Source organism: Corallococcus exercitus, from assembly GCF_003611585.1.
In the GTDB taxonomy this organism is placed as follows: domain Bacteria; phylum Myxococcota; class Myxococcia; order Myxococcales; family Myxococcaceae; genus Corallococcus; species Corallococcus exercitus.
In genome coordinates, this window is sequence record NZ_RAVW01000211.1 from 1 (window position 1) to 16,495 (window position 16,495).

Annotated in this window: 13 protein-coding genes; 8 read left to right on the forward strand and 5 right to left on the reverse strand. The window is 70.9% G+C overall.

The genetic code is table 11. The annotated features are described in order from the left end of the window. The 7 genes from rho to D7W79_RS24240 all read left to right on the forward strand — a co-directional run. Positions 1-1,530: transcription termination factor Rho (gene rho / locus D7W79_RS24210; RefSeq protein ID WP_244221934.1), on the forward strand; the 1,530-nt coding region annotated here is incomplete at its 5' end. A gap of 63 nt (positions 1,531-1,593) precedes the next feature. Beyond that, positions 1,594-1,860: a hypothetical protein gene (locus D7W79_RS24215; RefSeq protein ID WP_120527764.1), complete on the forward strand. Its 267-nt coding sequence runs from the start codon at positions 1,594-1,596 to the stop codon at positions 1,858-1,860. Between the two features lie 4 nt (positions 1,861-1,864). Then, complete coding sequence (locus D7W79_RS24220) at positions 1,865-3,751, forward strand: DUF4129 domain-containing protein (protein WP_120527765.1); 1,887 nt, start codon at positions 1,865-1,867, stop codon at positions 3,749-3,751. After that, positions 3,744-5,021, forward strand: a complete 1,278-nt coding sequence (locus D7W79_RS24225; protein WP_120527766.1) for a DUF4350 domain-containing protein — start codon at positions 3,744-3,746, stop codon at positions 5,019-5,021. Before D7W79_RS24220 ends, D7W79_RS24225 begins: the two co-directional genes overlap by 8 nt. Next, positions 5,018-6,019, forward strand: a complete 1,002-nt coding sequence (locus D7W79_RS24230; protein ID WP_120527767.1) for an AAA family ATPase — start codon at positions 5,018-5,020, stop codon at positions 6,017-6,019. The genes D7W79_RS24225 and D7W79_RS24230 overlap by 4 nt, the downstream gene beginning before the upstream one ends. Then, positions 6,016-7,323 (forward strand): DUF58 domain-containing protein, encoded by a 1,308-nt coding sequence (locus D7W79_RS24235; RefSeq protein WP_120527768.1) that lies wholly within the window; start codon positions 6,016-6,018, stop codon positions 7,321-7,323. Before D7W79_RS24230 ends, D7W79_RS24235 begins: the two co-directional genes overlap by 4 nt. 8 nt (positions 7,324-7,331) lie before the next feature. Beyond that, on the forward strand, positions 7,332-7,871 hold the full coding sequence (locus tag D7W79_RS24240; RefSeq protein WP_120527769.1) for a GNAT family N-acetyltransferase: 540 nt from the start codon (positions 7,332-7,334) through the stop codon (positions 7,869-7,871). Positions 7,872-7,876: 5 nt separating this feature from the next. Here the strand turns inward: D7W79_RS24240 and D7W79_RS24245 are convergent, their stop codons facing one another. The 4 genes from D7W79_RS24245 to D7W79_RS24260 all read right to left on the reverse strand — a co-directional run bounded on the left by D7W79_RS24245 (position 7,877) and on the right by D7W79_RS24260 (position 12,045). Then, positions 7,877-8,677, reverse strand: coding sequence for a J domain-containing protein (locus tag D7W79_RS24245; protein ID WP_120527770.1), 801 nt, complete (start codon positions 8,675-8,677; stop codon positions 7,877-7,879). A 252-nt stretch (positions 8,678-8,929) separates the two neighbouring features. Beyond that, the gene (locus tag D7W79_RS24250; protein ID WP_120527771.1) at positions 8,930-9,364 is read right to left on the reverse strand and encodes an inorganic diphosphatase; all 435 of its coding nucleotides are present in this window, start codon (positions 9,362-9,364) and stop codon (positions 8,930-8,932) included. Beyond that, positions 9,361-10,374: a stage II sporulation protein M gene (locus tag D7W79_RS24255; RefSeq protein WP_120527772.1), complete on the reverse strand. Its 1,014-nt coding sequence runs from the start codon at positions 10,372-10,374 to the stop codon at positions 9,361-9,363. The genes D7W79_RS24250 and D7W79_RS24255 overlap by 4 nt, the downstream gene beginning before the upstream one ends. 99 nt (positions 10,375-10,473) lie before the next feature. Then, a complete protein-coding gene (locus tag D7W79_RS24260) occupies positions 10,474-12,045 on the reverse strand; it encodes a bifunctional metallophosphatase/5'-nucleotidase (RefSeq protein WP_120527773.1) in 1,572 nt (523 codons plus the stop codon). A 51-nt stretch (positions 12,046-12,096) separates the two neighbouring features. Between D7W79_RS24260 and D7W79_RS24265 the strand changes: the two genes are divergently transcribed. After that, entirely contained in the window at positions 12,097-13,641 is a 1,545-nt protein-coding gene (locus D7W79_RS24265; protein WP_120527774.1) for a hypothetical protein, read from the forward strand. Between the two features lies 1 nt (position 13,642). Here the strand turns inward: D7W79_RS24265 and D7W79_RS24270 are convergent. Beyond that, the coding region (locus tag D7W79_RS24270) for a cyclic nucleotide-binding domain-containing protein (RefSeq protein WP_120527775.1) at positions 13,643-16,495 on the reverse strand (2,853 nt) is incomplete at its 5' end.

Sequence of the window (16,495 nt, forward strand, 5' to 3'; positions counted from 1 at the left end):
GATGACGACGGCGGAGACGACGAGGGCGACGAGGGCCCCGACGAGGGGGACGCCTCCGCGGGAGGCGCCGCGCAGAACGGCGCGCCCGGAGGCCCCGCGGGCCAGGGTGGACGCCGCCGCCGCCGTCGCCGCCGCCGTCGTGGCGCGCAGGTGCACTTCACCCCGGAGGGCCAGGCCTACCGCATGCAGCCGGGCCCGGACGGGCAGCAGGTGCAGGTGTTCCTGACGCCGCAGGAGCTGGAGCAGTACAAGCAGCGTCAGGCGCAGCAGCAACAGCAGCAGCCCCAGGGTGGCGGCCAGCCGCAGGCCCAGGAGGCCCGCCCCGCGCAGGACGGCGGGCAGCCACAGCAGCCGCAGCGCCACGAGCACCCGCGCCATCAGCAGCAGCAGCGCGGCGGCGGCCATGCCCAGGGTGGACAGCAGCAGCAGCAGAACCTGGCGCCCGTGGAGGGCGTGCTGGACACGGAGGCCAAGGGCCCCAACGCGTTCCTGCGTCAGGTGAAGCGAAATCTCCTGGCGTCGCCGGACGACCCGGAGCTGCCGAAGAACCTGGTGCAGAAGCTGCGCCTGCGGCAGGGCCAGTACCTCACCGCGTTCGCGCAGATGCGCGGCCACAAGGGTGTCATCCAGAAGGTGGACACGGTGGACGGCCGCCCGCTGGACGGCGCGCCCCGGCTGCCCCACTTCGCGGACCTCACCTCCGTGGACCCCACCGAGCGGCTGAAGCTGGAGAACGGCCACAAGGAGATGGTCACGCGCGTGTTGGACCTCATCGCGCCCATCGGCAAGGGGCAGCGCGCGCTCATCGTCGCCCCGCCCAAGACGGGCAAGACGATCATGCTCCAGCGCATCGCGCAGGCCATCATCCAGAACCACCCGGAGTGCCACGTCATGGTGGTGCTCATCGACGAGCGCCCGGAAGAAGTGACGGACATGCGCCGGAGCATCAAGGCGGAGGTCATCGCCTCCAGCTCCGACCGGCCCACGGGCGACCACCTCAAGGTCGCGGAGCTCGCGCTGGAGCGCGCCCGCCGGCTGGTGGAAGCCGGCAAGGACGTGGTCATCCTCCTGGACTCCATCACCCGCCTGGCGCGCGCCTACAACAAGGAAGTCGACAGCTCCGGCCGCACCATGACGGGCGGCGTGGACAGCCGCGCCCTGGAGCGCCCCAAGCGCATCTTCGGCGCCGCGCGCGCCACGGAAGAGGCGGGCTCGCTCACCATCATCGGCACGGCGCTCATCGACACCGGCAGCCGCATGGACGAGGTGATTTTCGAGGAGTTCAAGGGCACGGGTAACTCCGAGGTCACCCTGGACCGCCTCCTCGCGGAGAAGCGCGTCTTCCCGGCCATCAACATCGCCCAGTCCGGCACGCGCAAGGAGGAGAAGCTCTTCACCCTGCGCGAGTACGAGAAGGTGAAGAAGCTGCGCCAGATGCTCTTCTCCGTGAAGCCGGTGGAGGCCATGGAGGCGCTCGTCAAACGGCTTGGCCGCTACACCTACAACGACGAGTTCTTCGACGAGTTGTAGGCCCGGCGCTGGCCGCCCGCGCGGGGGTGGTGTGGCGAGCCCTGGATTGCGTAAGGTGAGCGCATGATTCAGGGCTCGGGCCGCTGCCACTACCACCCGGACCGCGCGGGCCTGGGCGTCTGCGTGGAGTGCCGGCGCGTCATCTGCCGCGAGTGCACCACGCAGTTCGAGGGCATCAACCGCTGCGCCAGCTGCCTCGACACGCGCCGCAAGGCGCTGGAGGGGCCGCCGCCCCGGCGCGAGTGGAGCGTGGCGCACGTGGTGCTGGCGCTGCTCGGCGTCGTGCTCGTGTGGGGCGGCGTGCTGCTGGCCGCGCACGCGGTGGGCTGACGCGATGGCCGTCTCCGCATTGGAATTGCGGCCCCGGGGTCCGGTGGCCTTGATGGACGCGGCGCTGCGGCTGTGCGCACGCGACGCGGGCGTCTGGGCGCTCACGCTGCCCGGTGGCGCCGCGGTGGTGGCCGCGCTGCTGCACCTCCTGGACGCCGTGGAGCATGGGCGCTCCCCCACCCTGCCCGCGCTGTACGTCACGCTCGCGTGGTTCCTCCGGGGCGTGGGCCAGGGCGCGGCGTGCCACTACGTGCAGGAGGTGCTGCTGGGCGCGAAGGCGGAGCCGTCCGTGCGGCAGTCGCTGCGCGCGGCGCTGGCGCGGCTGCCCAGCCTGTTCATCGCCGTGGCGTACCTGGCGTTCTTCAACGTGCTGACGCTGACGTTCTCGCTGGGCATCGCGACGATGCTCCTCTCCGCGCAGGGCGTGGGCTACGCGGCGACGATGCAGGGCCGGGGCAGCCCCTTGAAGCTGTACGCCGTGGGCTCGCGGCTGCTGGGCCCGTCGCGAGGGACGGCCACCGCGGTGCGCTGGCTGATGGCCGTGCAGGTGCTGGTGTTCTTCAACCTGCACGTGGGGTTCAACTTCCTGCTGTACCTCGGACGTCAGCTCGTGGGCATCGACCTGACGTTCGCGGAGCGGTTCGCGTCGTTGGACAACCCGCCGTGGCTCGTGTTCCTCGCCGCGACGACGTTCGCCCTCTTCGAGCCCCTGCGCGCGGCGACCGCCACGCTGCTGCTGGTGGACGGACGCGTGCGGCAGGAGGGGCTGGATCTGCTGGCCGCCGTGCAGCAACTGCCAGAGCGGAGCAAGAAGGCCGGCACGCTGGCGTCGAAGGGCGTCGCCGCCGCGCTGCTCCTCGCCACGGGCCTGCTCCTCGCCGTGCCCACGCCGGCGGAAGCGGCGCCAGAGGCCGCGCCCGTGGACCGAAAGGCCGTGCGCGCCCGGCTGGTGAAGGTCGCGACGACGTGCGAGCTGCCCGAACAGGTGGAGGGCCCGGCGCTCCGGGGCTTCGATGCGCTGGACGCGCGTGAGACGGCCAAGCTGGAGCGCTTCGTGCGCCGCCTGGAGCAGCAGGCCTACGACGACGAGGACTGCGACAGCGCGGCGGTGACGCTGGAGCAAGGGCTCGCGCAGGTGACGGCCACGGCCGAGGCCCAGGCGCGCGCCGACGCCCGGGCGGCGACGGAGCGGGCGCGGTCCATCCTCGCGCGGCCGGAGTTCCAGGAGCGTCCGGAGAAGGCCCCGTCCGAACCCAAGGAGGAGGAGGTCCCTCCGGAGGCGGGCTGGTGGCGCCGCTTCATCGACAAGCTGGGCGAGTGGCTGAGGGACTTCTTCAAGCGCCATGATCCGCAGCCCAAGTCGCGTGAGACGGCCCTGCCCCTGAGCGGCGGCGCAGCGGCCAACGTCCTTGTCGTGCTGCTGGTCGCGCTGACGCTGGCGGTGCTGGGGGTGGTGCTTGTGAGCGTCCTGCGGCGCAAGCGCGGGGACTCGGGTGCGGCGCTGGACGTGCGCACCGTGGATGCCGCGGCGCTCGCGGACAACCCGGACCACGCGCTGTCCCGTCCCCCTGAAGGCTGGGCGCACCTGGCCGACGCGCTGGCCGCGAAGGGCGAGTACCGCGAGGCGGTGCGCAACCTCTACCTCGCGCTCCTGTCGCGCCTGCACCGCGACGGCGCCATCCACTACGACGAGACCCTCTCCAACTGGGACTACCTGCGCGCGTTCCGCGGCCGCCCCGAGGTGAAGGCCCCGTTCCGTGAGCTGACGCGCCGCTTCGACTTCGCGTGGTACGGCAACGTGCCCGTGGGCGCCGACGGCTACACCGAGTTCCGCGCCATCACCGCCCCGTTGCTCGCGGCGCCGCCCGTGCAGGAGGCCGCCGGTGCGTGACCGTTTCCCGCTGCTCGTGCTGGGGAGCCTGCTGCTCGCGGGCGTGCTCGGGACGTTCCTGGTGCGCGGCGCCCAGCGCGGCGGCTTCGCGGATCCGCTGTCCACCTTCCGCGCGGAACCGGACGGCGCGCGCGCGCTGTACCTGCTCGCGCAGGAGAGCGGCCTGCCGGTGACTCGCAACATGGCGGACCTGCGCCTGCTGTCCGGCCATGAGGCGCTGGTGCTGCTCGCCGTGGAGGTCCAGGACTCGCACGAGGAGGATCCGGATCAGACGCGACTCGCCTCGGATCCGGACGCGGGCGTCGACGACGAGCAGGCGCCGCACCAGGGCTTCAACGCGCTGCGGGCGCAGCAGCTCGAGGATGACGAGGTCGAGCGCGTGCTCGCCCATGTCCGCGCCGGAGCGTCGCTCGTGTACGTGCCCTGGGGCTCGCGCGAGAACGCGCTCCTGGATGAATTGGGCGTGAAGCTGGACAAGGCGGACGTGACGCTGCCCATGCGCACGCTGGTGCCTCCGCTGCCCACGCCGTACACGCTGGGCGTGGAGCGCGTGGAGGCGAAGGTCCAGGCCTACCTCCGGCTTCCGGAAGGCGCGGTCACCGTGCTGGAGGATGAACGCCTGGGCTTCCCCGTGGCGGCGGTGATTCCCGCGGGCAAGGGCCGGGTGCTGGTGGTGGGCGCCCCCGAGCTCGCGATGAACCCGGCGCTCGCGCGCGCGGACAACGCGCAGTTCTGGCTGAGCGCGCTGGGCGCCATGGGCCCCGGCCCCTACGCCTTCGACGAGTTCCACCACGGCTTCACCAACGAGCGCTCCCTCGTGGACTTCGCGCGCCGCTACGGCCTGCACTTCGCCGTCGCGCAGCTGCTGCTGGGCGTCGTGCTGTGGGCGGGCGCGCTGAAGCGCTTCGGCCGTCCCCTCCCTCCGCCTGAGTCCATGCGCGTGGGCGCCACGGACGCCCTCTTCGCCATGAGCCGCCTGTACCGCGAGGGCCAGCACCACGCCTTCGCCGCGGGCCTCATCTCGCGCGGCCTCACGCAGCAGCTGGCGCCGCTCGCGGGACTGCCCTCGCACTCCACCGCCGACGCCGTCGCGGAAGGGCTGCGGTCGCGCGGACGCCAGGACCTGGCGGCAGGGCTGCTCAACGTGGCCGGCCAAGCCGCCACCGTCCAGAAGGACGCCGACCTCCAGGCTCTCGCCACCTCCGCCGCGCACCTGCGCGAGCGCATCCACCCCGCCGGCACCGGCCGGCCTCGACCCGGAACCCCATGAACGCCCCGCCCTTCTCCCCTCCTCCCTTCCCGGACAGCGGCAACGCCGTGCGGTCCGCGAACGCCATCCGCGAGGGCGTCCTCGCGGAGGTGCGCAAGGCCGTGGTCGGGCAGGACGAGCCGCTGGAGCTGATGCTCTGCGGGCTCGTGGCCGGCGGGCACATCCTCCTGGAGGGCGTGCCCGGCGTGGCCAAGACGCTGATGGCCAAGGCGCTGTCGCGCAGCGTGGGCGCGGACTTCAAGCGCATCCAGTTCACGCCGGACCTGATGCCCGCGGACATCCTGGGCACCAGCGTCTTCGACCTGAAGTCGCAGGCCTTCGTGCTCGCGCGAGGCCCCATCTTCACGGACCTGCTGCTCGCGGATGAGATCAACCGCGCCCCGGCGAAGACGCAGTCCGCGCTGCTGGAGGCGATGCAGGAGCGCACCGTGTCGCTGGAGGGCAAGAACCTCCAGCTGTCGCCCATGTTCACGGTGTTCGCCACGCAGAACCCGGTGGAGTCCGAGGGCACGTACCCGCTCCCCGAGGCGCAGCTGGACCGCTTCCTCCTGAAGATCGACGTGGGCTACCCCGCGCCGGAGGAGGAGGACGCCATCCTCGACTCCGTGCACCGGGGCTTCGACTCGGGCGACCTGGCCCGGGCCGGCGTGAACGCGGCGGTGACGAAGGACGGCCTGCTCCAGGCGCGCGCGGCGCTCAGCGCGGTGAACGTGGAGCAGCCGGTACTCAGTTACATCCGCAAGCTGGTGGCGGCGACGCGCGGCTCGCCCAACATCCGCCTGGGCGCGGGACCGCGCGCGGGCGTGCACCTGCTGCTCGCGTCGAAGGCGCTGGCGGCGCTGCGGGGCCGCGACTTCGTGACCCCGGACGACGTGCGCTTCCTCGTGGGCCCGGTGCTGCGCCACCGGCTGCTCCTGTCGCCGGACGCGGAGCTGGACGGAGCCACGCCCGCGGAAGTGCTGCGCGAGGTGGTCCAGGGCGTCGAGGTCCCCCGGTGATTCCTTCCGAGCGCCTGTGGGGGCTGCTCGCCCTGCTCGCGCTGCCCATGGCGCTGGCGGGCTTCTTCCCGGGCCTGGGCGGCGCGGTGCTGGCGCTGGACGCGCTGGCCGTGGCCCTGGCCGTGTTCGACTTCCTCCAGGCCCGCCGCGTGCGCCTGGAGGTGGAGCGCACGCTGCCGGAGCGCCTCAACGTCGGCGTGGCGAATCGCGTGGAGCTGCGGCTGGTGCACCGGGGAGGCGGCACGGTGGAGGTGCGCGTGAAGGACGAAGCGCCTCCGTCCTTCACCACGGAGCCCTCGGAGGCCACGCTGCGCCTCACGCCGGACAGCCAGACGCAGTGGGTGTACCGGGCCACGCCCGCGAAGCGCGGCAAGTTCAGCTTCGGCGCCGTGCACGTGCGCGTGCGGGGCCCGCTGGGACTCGTCTCGCACGAGCGCGCCTTCCCGGCCGAGCGCTCGGTGTCCGTGTACCCGGACCTGCGAGGCGCCCGGAGGCTGCTGCTGTCGGGCGCGGCGCTGGACCTGGTGAACCTGGGCCTGCGGCAGCTGCGGCGCGACGGTCAGGGCAGCGAGTTCGCGCGCCTGCGCGATTACGCCCAGGGCGACAGCGTGCGCGACGTGGACTGGAAGGCCACCGCGCGCCGCGGCCGGCCGGTGACGCGCGTGCTGGAGTCGGAGCGCTCGCAAGCGCTGCTCATCTGCGTGGACGCGGGGCGCTCCATGGCCGCGCAGGTGGACGGCCTGACCAAGCTGGATCACGCCGTGAACGCGGCGCTGTTCCTGGCCTTCGTGGCCATCCGCAACGGGGACCGCGTGGGCCTGGCCCTCTTCGCGGATGGAGTGAAGGCCTACCTGCCGCCCGCCGCGGGCCGGGGCCAGTACCGCAAGCTGGTGGACACGCTCTACTCCGCGACGCCCAGCCTCACGTACGTGGACTACCTGGCGCTCTTCAAGGAACTGAACGTGCGCCTCAACCGGCGCAGCCTGCTGTGCGTCTTCACCGACTTCCTCGACGAGGAGCAGGCCAACACGCTGGTGGCCCCGCTGCACCGGCTCGCGCGCCGCCACGTCCCGCTGTGCCTGTCCGTGAAGGACACGGCGCTCCAGAAGCTGCTGCGCACGCCGCCTTCCGGACCAGAGGAAGCCTTCCAGCACGCGGTGGCGTCGGAGCTGCTCACGGACCGCGAGGTGCTCAAGGCCCGCGTGAGCCGGGGCGGCGTGCAGATGCTGGATGTGGCACCGGACGAACTGAGCCTCGCGGCGGTGAACCGCTACCTCGACATCAAGGCGCGCGGCGTCCTCTAGGAGGCGGCATGGCCCAGTCAGCATTCGTGGCAGCGGACCTCACGGCGGAACCCGTGGACGACAGCGAGTCGCACGTCCTGCAGCCGCTCCTGGACCGCTGCGAGGACTACCACCAGGTCGTCTACGGCCGCCCCGCCCTCCCGGATCAGGCCCGGAACATTCCCAGCCAACGTCCTCCAGGTCTTGTCCCCGGCCAGGGCCACTTGTTCGCGCTTCGCGATGCACGAGGCACCCTCGCGGGGATGCTGGAAGCCCTGCGCGACTATCCCGCCCAGGGCGAGTGGTACCTCGGGCTCCTGCTCCTCGCACCGGAGGCCCGGGGCCAGGGCCGGGGCGAGGCCGTGCTCAGCGCCTACGAAGCCCATGTGCGAGCGAACGGTGGCCGGCTGCTGCGGCTGGCGGTGGTGGAGCGCAACACGGCCGCGCGCCGCTTCTGGGAGCGCGTGGGCTTCCAGCCGGAGCAATGGGTGGGCCCCATCGAGCACGGGCTCCGGTGGAACCGGGTCCTGAAGATGACGAAGCAACTCGGCCCACCACCCAGCGCATAACGATCTCAGCGGTAGCCTTTCACCCTCCAAATATAGTCACGAGCCGCATTCACTTCGGCGGTGCGTCGATTCGCTCGTTCCTGGGCCACTGGATTTCTCCCGGCACGGTCAGGATGACATTCCATGACACGATTCCGGTAGGCAGACCGAACTTCTGTCTCCGAAGCATCCAGCGAAAGGCCGAGGAGCTCATATGCCATTCGCAGGGGCTCGTCTCTATCGTTCTCGTCGACAGGGAGCGTCTCTTCCGCCGCCGAAGCCGACTCCGAGAATAACTGCTTGATCTGCTCGACAAAGAACGCCGCAGCGCGATCGCCAGCGGCCCAGACACCCATATGGGTGGCAATCTTCACCACTTCCGGGCTCTTCAGGAAAAATCCAGCGAAAGCAGTCGCTGCGCCAGCCAAAAGGAGGCTTCCATCCTGATCAAGGTCGACTGCTGCCGGATGAAAAGCCACTGGGGCTCCCCTGATAAACAAATAATACCCAGCCGGTGGATGCCCCTCGTCGCTCAAAGGTACAGCCAAATTTTGAAGTTTTGCTTTTACAACAGCCTTCACCCACACGGTCCATTCGACCTTAGACGAGTCGACGACGCCCAACCGAACACGGGGATGATGAAACAACCCGAGCCTTGCGGTGATCGCATAATGGAAATCATCGGAACAAGCGCCAGGGCCCAGTTTGATCAAGCAGCAAGGTGCTGAAATGAAGTTGAGCACTTCACCAGTGCTTAACTGTTTGACCAAATGTCGCACATCGAACTCGTCATCCGAATTCGGCGCACCGCGTTGAGCTGCTTGCATGATGGCCTCTTGACTGGTCAGGTCGGTAGGCGTTGCTCACAACCGACGCGTGGGATGCTCAACCTCAAACAGCATCTGCCCTTGTCAAGGAGCGATGTCGCAGTGACAGTTGCGCGGCCGAATTTCACAGGAAATTCAAGCGCCTGCGAAATTGCGATGGAAAATCGAGGTACTGAGATGAGCGAGTTCTCAGCAAACCTCTTTTCAAAAACAGCTTAGCTTCACTTGAAAAGTACAGCCGGACAGTGAGGCCTAGACTTCGCGCAGCCAGCCCACGAAGCGCGTGTCGGGCACGTCGCCGCGCACGCGGTGCAGGCCGCGCTTGAACAGGGCGTAGACGCGGAAGAAGCGCTCCAGCCCCGCGCGCTCGGCGGGCGTCATCGGGTGCGTCCCGCACACCACCTTCGGGTCGCCCTTCCCCGCGTCGATGAAGCCCAGCACGGCCACCACCGGCACGCGCACGCGCTGCCCCTGCGCCAGCCGAGGCCCCAGCACCACCGCGTCCAGCGGGTCCCCGTCATCCGACAGCAGCCCCGGGATGGAGCCGTAGTTGTACGGGCACGGCAGCGGCGACACGAAGTCCACGGAGCCGTCCGCTCGCCGCTTCACCAGGGAGAAGCGCGGACACTCAATCAGCACTTCCGGCTCGCGCGGCAGCGGAGGCACGGCCAGCTCCGACCCGCTCATCCCGCCAGCTCCGCCGTCGCCCGCGCCCTGTCCCGGCGTCCGCGCAGCCAGTCCGACAGCAGATATGCGTAGACGCCCGTCCCCACCGTCAGCGCGAAGGTGACCTTGAAGGCCACCGACAGCTTCGGCGGGTGGATCTGCGACACGGTGCCCTCGATGAAGCCCGCGAGCACGAACAGCACCAGCGTGCCGAACAGCAGCTTCACCGCCGTCACCGCCTCCTTGCGCAGCGCCTGCCCGCGCGACAGTCCCCCCGGCGCCACCATGCCCCGCGCGATGACGAGCCCCGCCGCGCCCGCGATGCAGATGGCCGTGATCTCCGGGATGCCGTGCGGGAGGATCCACGCCCAGAACCACCCGGCCATCCCCTTCGCCGCGTACACCTGCGCGAGCGCCCCCAGGAACAGGCCGTTGGTGAACAGCATCACCGCCGTGCCCAGCCCCAGCGTGATGCCCAGCGCGAACGCCAGGAAGGCCACCTGGATGTTGTGCGTGAAGAGGAACGTCGTGAACTGCGCCTGCTCCTCCACGGACATGCCCTTGCCCGCGGCCTCGTCGGCGGCGCGCTTCACGGGGTCCATGCTCAGGTGCTGCTCGGGCACCAGGTAGTGCGCCGCGTCCGGATCCACCACCATGCCCACGTAGCCGAAGCCCGCGCCCGTCAGGAACAGCAGCACCGACGCCACGTACATCCGCCACTCGTGGTGCAGCAGCGCCGGGAAGCCGCGCGCGACGAAGGCCCACACGTCCGCGAACCGGGGCCGGCTGCCCGGGTACGTCAGCGCGTACGCGCGGCCCACCAGGTCGTTGAGGTACGCGCTCACGTCCGCGGAGCCGCTGCGCGCGCGCACCCACAAGAGGTCGCTGGAGACGGCGCGGTACAGCTTCCCCAACGAGCGAGCCTCGTCCAGGCTCAGCTTGCGCAGCCCCTCGCCCTCGGACTTGTCCAGCAGCGACTCCAGCTGCTGCCAGCGCGGCCGCCGCGTCTCGATGAACTCCGCCATCTCCATGGGGCCACTCTAGCCGAGCAGGGGAAACGACGAGGCGCCGGCCGCCCTCCCGTTTCAAGGGAGGACTCCGGCGCCCCGGTGCTTCAGGAACGCGAAGCGCTACTTGATGAGCTTCTCGAGCGGCTTCGCCTCGGAGGAGGCCTGGGCCTCGGTCCACTCGACGACGGGCGTCTGCCACGCCATGCCCGTCTCCGCCGGGTCGCTGTCCAGCTTCTCGAAGTCGAAGCCGTCACCGCCGAAGTACAGGTACTCCACGGTGGCCACCGTGTACTCCTTCTGCGGATCCAGCGGCTTGCCCTTGGCGTCCTTGAACTTGCCCTTGCCCGCCGGGGTGAAGCCGGCCACGAGCGCATCCGGGTTCGCCAGCTGCTTCGCCAGGTCCTCGCCCTTGAGCTTCACGGTGAGCAGCGAGTTCTCGAACGGCAGCGCCGAGTACACGCTGCCCAGCGTCACGTCGCCCTTGGCCAGGCCGCCCCGGATGCCGCCCTTGTTGAGGATGGCCCCGTCGGTGTTGAGCTGCGAGCGCACCGCGCCCGCCACCCACTTCGCCATCAGCGGCGAGTCCTGCGGGATGCCCGTCTTGGTGAAGCCGATCTTCCGGCCCAGCGCCTGGTCCACCTTCGCCTGCCACTCCGCGATGCGCTTCGCCGTCTCCGCGTCCGGCGTGCCGCCGGAGACCTGGACGACCTTCGTGTCCACGCCGGTCACCTTCTGGCCCGCGGGCTTCGCCGGGTCGAACTTGAACTGCGCGCGCAGGTACGACTCGAAGCCGCGGCCCAGCGACGCGTAGGTGGTGTCACCTTCCGTCTTCACGCCGGGGGCATCCGTGCCGCAGCGGCCACCGGCCACCAGCGACACCTTCCAGTCCGCGTGCTTCGCCAGCACCGGCTGCAGGTCCGTGGGGCACTGGTCCGCGACGATGACGACGACGTCCGCGCCCGCCTTGCGCGCCTCGGGAACCGCGGTGCTCAGCGCGTCCTCGTTGGGCGTGACCTCCAGGCCCTCCGCGCGGCCGGACATCGCCGTGCGCACCGTCTTCTGCGACGTGAGGCCCACCACCGCAATCTTCAGGCCCCGGCGTTCGTAGACCTGGAACGCGGGCATGGACAGGTCCTTGGCCAGCGACGCGTCCGTCACCTTCAGGTTCGCCGCCAGGAAGGGGAAGCCCCCGGCCGCGCGGTTCTTCAGGAAGGAATCCTTGGCGTACGACAGCTCGTGGTTGCCCAGCGCGGAGGCCGCATAGCCCATGTGCCCCATCACTTCGGCCGTCGGAGCACCCAGGAAGAAGGAGGAGATGGCCGGGCCCGTCCATAGGTCGCCCGTCGTCAGGGCGAGCGTGCCGGCATCCGCACACGTCGCCTGGCCGTCCTTCAGCGGACCGGCACAGTGCTTTTCATCGGTCACCCAGCGGCCCATCAGCTCCGCGGCGCCACCCTTGCCCTCGACGGGCAGGAGCTGGCCACGGGCGCTGCCGGTGACGAGCACCGTCACCTCATTGGGCACGGCGGGCTTCGCGGGCTCGGCCGCGGCAGGCGGCGTGGCCGGAGCCGGCGGGGGAGTCTTCTCACAACCCGCGAGGGCTCCCAGGGCGAGGACCAGCGCGCCGGACGACAGCGTGAGCTGGCGGGAAGGACGACGGAAGGGACGCAGCGAGAGAGGGTTCGGGTTCACGGCCGGGCCTTTAGCACATCCCCGACGTGGTAGCGTGGCCCAATGACGGGCATGAAAGGCAAGGATTTCAAGCCTTTACAGGAGGAGAAGGACGGCGGGACTCCCGGTGGACAGGGAGACTCCTGGGGCCGGAACTTCGCCTCGGAGCTGTGGGGCGAGGTCCGGGGCGGCGCCGAGCACTTCCAGTCCACCAAGGGCCAGCTGCCCCAGGGCCGCATCCGCCAGTTCTTCTACGGCGTGGCGCTGCCCTTCCACATCGCCCGCGTCACCCTCGCGAGCCCCGCGGCCCGCGCCACCTACGTGAAGGTGACCGCGCTCCAGACGGCGTTCCTGCTGGCCATCGCCGCGGGCTGGGCGTTCAACCAGTTCGAGCGACAGGAGTCCGACCCGAAGCCCGCCATCTCCGAGGCCGCGCGCAAGAAGGCCGAGGCCCGCATCGAGCAGCGGGCGAAGGAGCTGGAGGCCGCGCTGAAGGCCCGAAAGGGTCAGGGCACGGCGAAGGGTGACGCCGCCGACGTACCGAAGGCGTTCGCCGCGCTCCTGGAGGAGGCGGTCAACGCAGGGAAGAGCGGCAGCCTTCCTCCGGATGAAGCCGCTGCTGCCGCCGAAGAGGCCGCGGAGGAAGCCGAAGACGCAGCGGAGGACGCGAGACAGACCCCTCAGGAGGCGCAAACCCCGCCTTCTTCGGAGCGCGCCACCGCTGACGATGAGGCGATCCCTTCTCCGGAAACAGACGCGGAAGCGGAAGAGGAAGACTCCCCGGGCGACTCGCTCTCCGCCCTCATCCGCGCGGAGGTCCAGAAGGCCCTCCAGGACGTCCCGGAGGCGAAAGCCAGGGGTCCGCGCGTCCAGAAGGAACCCCAGAAGAAGGGGTTCAACATCGACATGCCCACGGTGCGCGACGGCATCTTCTTCCTGGGCAGCTGGGAGTTCTGGGCGCTCTTCTTCGGCTCGTTGAGCGTGGTGCAGTGGATTGTCGTCGCGCTGTCCCGCGACTACCACACGGTCATCTCCCGCGAGGCCAGCCTCGCCACCGGCGTGCCGCCCGAGGACCCCGAAATCACCCCGCGCGTGCGCATCAACGTCCCCTGGATGCGCGCCAAGCTCCAGCGCCGCTGGAGGGCCTTCCTGCTGTTCGTGATGGGGGTTCCCGCCCTCCTGCTGCTCTGCATCCCCCTGTGCTGGATCCCGCACGTGTTCACCCTGCTCAGCAGCCTCTGGGGCTTCTGGTGGCTGCTCGTCTTCACGGCCGCCAAGAGCGACCGCGCCTGGTTGGCCCCCGTCACGCGGCCGCCCTGGTTCGTGCGCGTCTGGAGCGCGCTGCCCATGCTGCACGGGTGGCCCCTTCGCAACTACGTGGCGCGCCTGGACCACCGGGCGGAAAGCGTGGCCGCGCCCATCGCCGCGGTGGAGCGTCAGCCTTGGGTCTTCGCGGGGCTCGCGTTCACGCGCTTCGTGGGCAGCATCCCGCCGTTCCGCTGCTTCACGCGGCCGTTCATGTCGGTGGCGTCGGCGCACCTCATCGGCCTGGACCCCGTGCAGCCGCCCGCGCTCAAGAGCGGCGAATCGCCGCCTCCGCACGACGCGGGAGACTGACTCAGACGTCGGAGGGCGCGTTGCCTTCGGGAGGCAGTCCGCCAATGCCCTCCAGCGGCGGCGCGGGCTGCTGGGGAGCGCCCAGCTCCAGCCGCTGGCCCTCCTCGCGGCGAGCAGGCAGGTCGATGACGCTCTGGAGCTGCTGGCTCACGGAGCGGAAGAAGCCCGTGAGCAGCTCCGGCCGGTCCGCCAGCAGGTCCAGGAAGTCGCGCCGGTCGATGACGAGCACGCGCGAGTCCACCGCGGCGACCATGTCCGTGGGGCGGGGCGCGCCGTCGAGCAGGCTCACCTCGCCAATGGCCTCCTTCGCCTGGAAGCGCAGCACGTGCTCGCCATTGCGGAACGCGTCCACCGCGCCCTCGACGATGACGTAGAGCGCGTCGCCCGGGTCGCCCTGGCTGTAGAGCCGCTGGCCCGCCTTGTAGGAAGCCTCGCGCGCCACCTCCGCGATGGCGGCGATGTCGTCCACGTCGCTCTGCGAGAAGACGCTCACGCCCTCCAGGGCGAACATCCGTTGGACGATGGTGTCACTCATGTCGCCCTCCTGCGGGAGCACGTCCAGGCCATTCACCCGCGCCACGTGGCGGGCGCACGCGCGCAGCACCAGGTCCTCACTCTGCACGAGGTTCGCCAGCCGCCGCCACAGCCGGCCCGGCGCGCCGGGAGGGAGCTCGCGGTGGTGCGCCTCCACCTGCTCCATCACCAGCTCGCGCTCCTCCTGCGCCACCAGGTTCTCCAGCAGCTCCAGCGCATAGGCCCGGCGCCGTGAATCACTGCCCACCAGGTGCTGGTGGATGCGGCGCATGGCCTGCGGCGGATGCAGGAGGCCCAGGAGGAAGAACGACAGCTCCAGCGCCTGATCCAACCGGTCGCCCACCGCGCGGGTGAGCAGTGACTGGGGCCCCAGCGCCGCCTGCACGTCGCGGAAGGCCCCCACCAGCTGGCGGTACGTGTCGCGGCGGCGGCCCAGCGCCTCGTGGATGCGGTCCACGTCCACCGGATGATCCGGCTGCTCCTCGCGCAGGCGCGACAGCTGCGCGCCGATGCGGAAGTGCAGGGCCGCGTCGTCGCGCACGTTGGAGAACAGCAGCGCGTTGAGCGCCGCGGACGAACCGATGCCGCGCAGCACGCGGGGCAGCTGCATCCGCATGGCCAGCGGCGCGGCCTTGTTGTTGAGCTGCAGCTCCAGCAGCGGCGTCACCGCGTCGCCCAGCTGCACCAGCGACTCACGCGCGGCCGGACGCTCCTCGCGCCAGGTGAGGAACGGCAGGAGGCGCGGCGCCAGCTCCACGTAGCCGCCCTCCCCCACCGCAACCAGCGCCACGCGCCGCACGGAGATGTCCATGTCCTCCAGGTAGAGCGACAGCGGCCCCGCGAAGCGAGGGTCCTTCAGCCGGCCCAGCAGCCGCGCCACCTCGCGCCGCTCGGCCACCGGTGCGTGGTCCCCCTTCGACAGCAGTTCGCGCAGGGACTCCAGCGCCGCGGAGTTGCCCTGCGTGCGCATCAGCGCGCCAATGGCCGCGCAGCGAAGGCCCACGTCGGAGCTGGTGAGCAGCGGCGGCAGCAGCCGCTCCGCGCGCTCCGGGGACAGCCGCGCCAGGGCCCACACGGCCTGGTCGCGAGGGCGCCGCGGGCCCTCCTCCACCAGCCGCTCCAGCATGGGCGCCAGCTCCCGCGCCTCCATGGACAGGGCCAGCGTCACGCCGCGCTCCTGCACGCGCTCGTGGGGATGGCTCAGGAGCGCGGCCAGGTGCTGGCGCAGGGGCGCGGCCTCCGCCTGCTCCAGCATGTCCACCGCGCGCAGCACGCGCTCCGGAGTGGGCGCGCCCAGCGCATCCACCAGCAGCTTCTGCGCCTCGCCGCCCAGCTCGACCTCTTCCTCTTCGTGGGCGCCCACCTGCTCGCCCAGCGCGGTGAGGTACGCGGGCTTGAGGCGCACGAGCAGCAGGCCCAGCGCGGCGCACAGCCCCACCACCGCCACCGCCATCGTGATGCCGTTGGCACCCCGGCCCGCGCCGATGAGCAGCAGGCCCGCCAGCACCACGCCGCCCTTGCGCAAGAGCCCATCCACCGCGCTTCGCAGCCCCTCGCGCTGCTCGTCCGGCACCGCCGCGTAGAGCAACTGGATGCCCACCGGCAGGATGGAGTAGCTCACCGCCGTCTCCACCAGCCGCAGCAGGTGCACCGGCCACAGCTGCCCGGTGGCCAGCGTGGCGCCCGCCAGCGGCGCGAGCACCAGCGGCACCAGCGCCAGGTACATGAGCAGGCCCATGCGCTTGAGCAGCCGCTCCGCCACGAGCAGCTGGAAGGCCACGCAGAACAGGCCAATCCACAGCTGCAGCGAGCCGAACAGCGCCGCCAGCCCGTCCTCGCTGAGCGTGCCCTCCACGCGCAGGCGGAAGAGGTAGTCCACGAAGGACGACAGCACCGCGAACGCGATGCCCAGCGCCGCCAGCACCTGCGCGTACGGGCTCTCCCCCAGGTAGCTCCACGCCGGGAACCACGCCTGCAACGAGCGCGAGCGCGCGGGCGGCGCCGGCTCCGCCTTGTGCAGGTGGTGGAAGATGGCGCCCGCGGCCAGCAGGCTCACCGCGCCGCTCACCACCACCACGGGCGTGCCCAGCCGCACCGCCAGCGCCTGCACCAACAGGCCACCCGCGATGCCGCCGCCCATGCCGAAGCCGTTGAGCACCGTGAACGCCCGGCGCGCCTCGCGCGCGTCGAACGCGGACGCCATGCGGCCCCAGAAGCGGAACGACACGAACGTGCTGAAGCAGTCCGCGAACAGGTACAGCGCCAGCGCCGGCATGCGCTGCCCCGCGGACAGCGCCGCCGCCAGCCCCAGCGCCAGCAC

Coding starts and splice junctions, on each gene's coding strand:
- D7W79_RS24255 (WP_120527772.1), bottom strand. CDS start 10,374: ATGGAGATGGCGGAGTTCATCGAGACGCGGCGGCCGCGCTGGCAGCAG.
- D7W79_RS24220 (WP_120527765.1), top strand. CDS start 1,865: ATGGCCGTCTCCGCATTGGAATTGCGGCCCCGGGGTCCGGTGGCCTTG.
- D7W79_RS24240 (WP_120527769.1), top strand. CDS start 7,332: ATGGCCCAGTCAGCATTCGTGGCAGCGGACCTCACGGCGGAACCCGTG.
- D7W79_RS24265 (WP_120527774.1), top strand. CDS start 12,097: ATGAAAGGCAAGGATTTCAAGCCTTTACAGGAGGAGAAGGACGGCGGG.
- D7W79_RS24215 (WP_120527764.1), top strand. CDS start 1,594: ATGATTCAGGGCTCGGGCCGCTGCCACTACCACCCGGACCGCGCGGGC.
- D7W79_RS24245 (WP_120527770.1), bottom strand. CDS start 8,677: ATGCAAGCAGCTCAACGCGGTGCGCCGAATTCGGATGACGAGTTCGAT.
- D7W79_RS24230 (WP_120527767.1), top strand. CDS start 5,018: ATGAACGCCCCGCCCTTCTCCCCTCCTCCCTTCCCGGACAGCGGCAAC.
- D7W79_RS24250 (WP_120527771.1), bottom strand. CDS start 9,364: ATGAGCGGGTCGGAGCTGGCCGTGCCTCCGCTGCCGCGCGAGCCGGAA.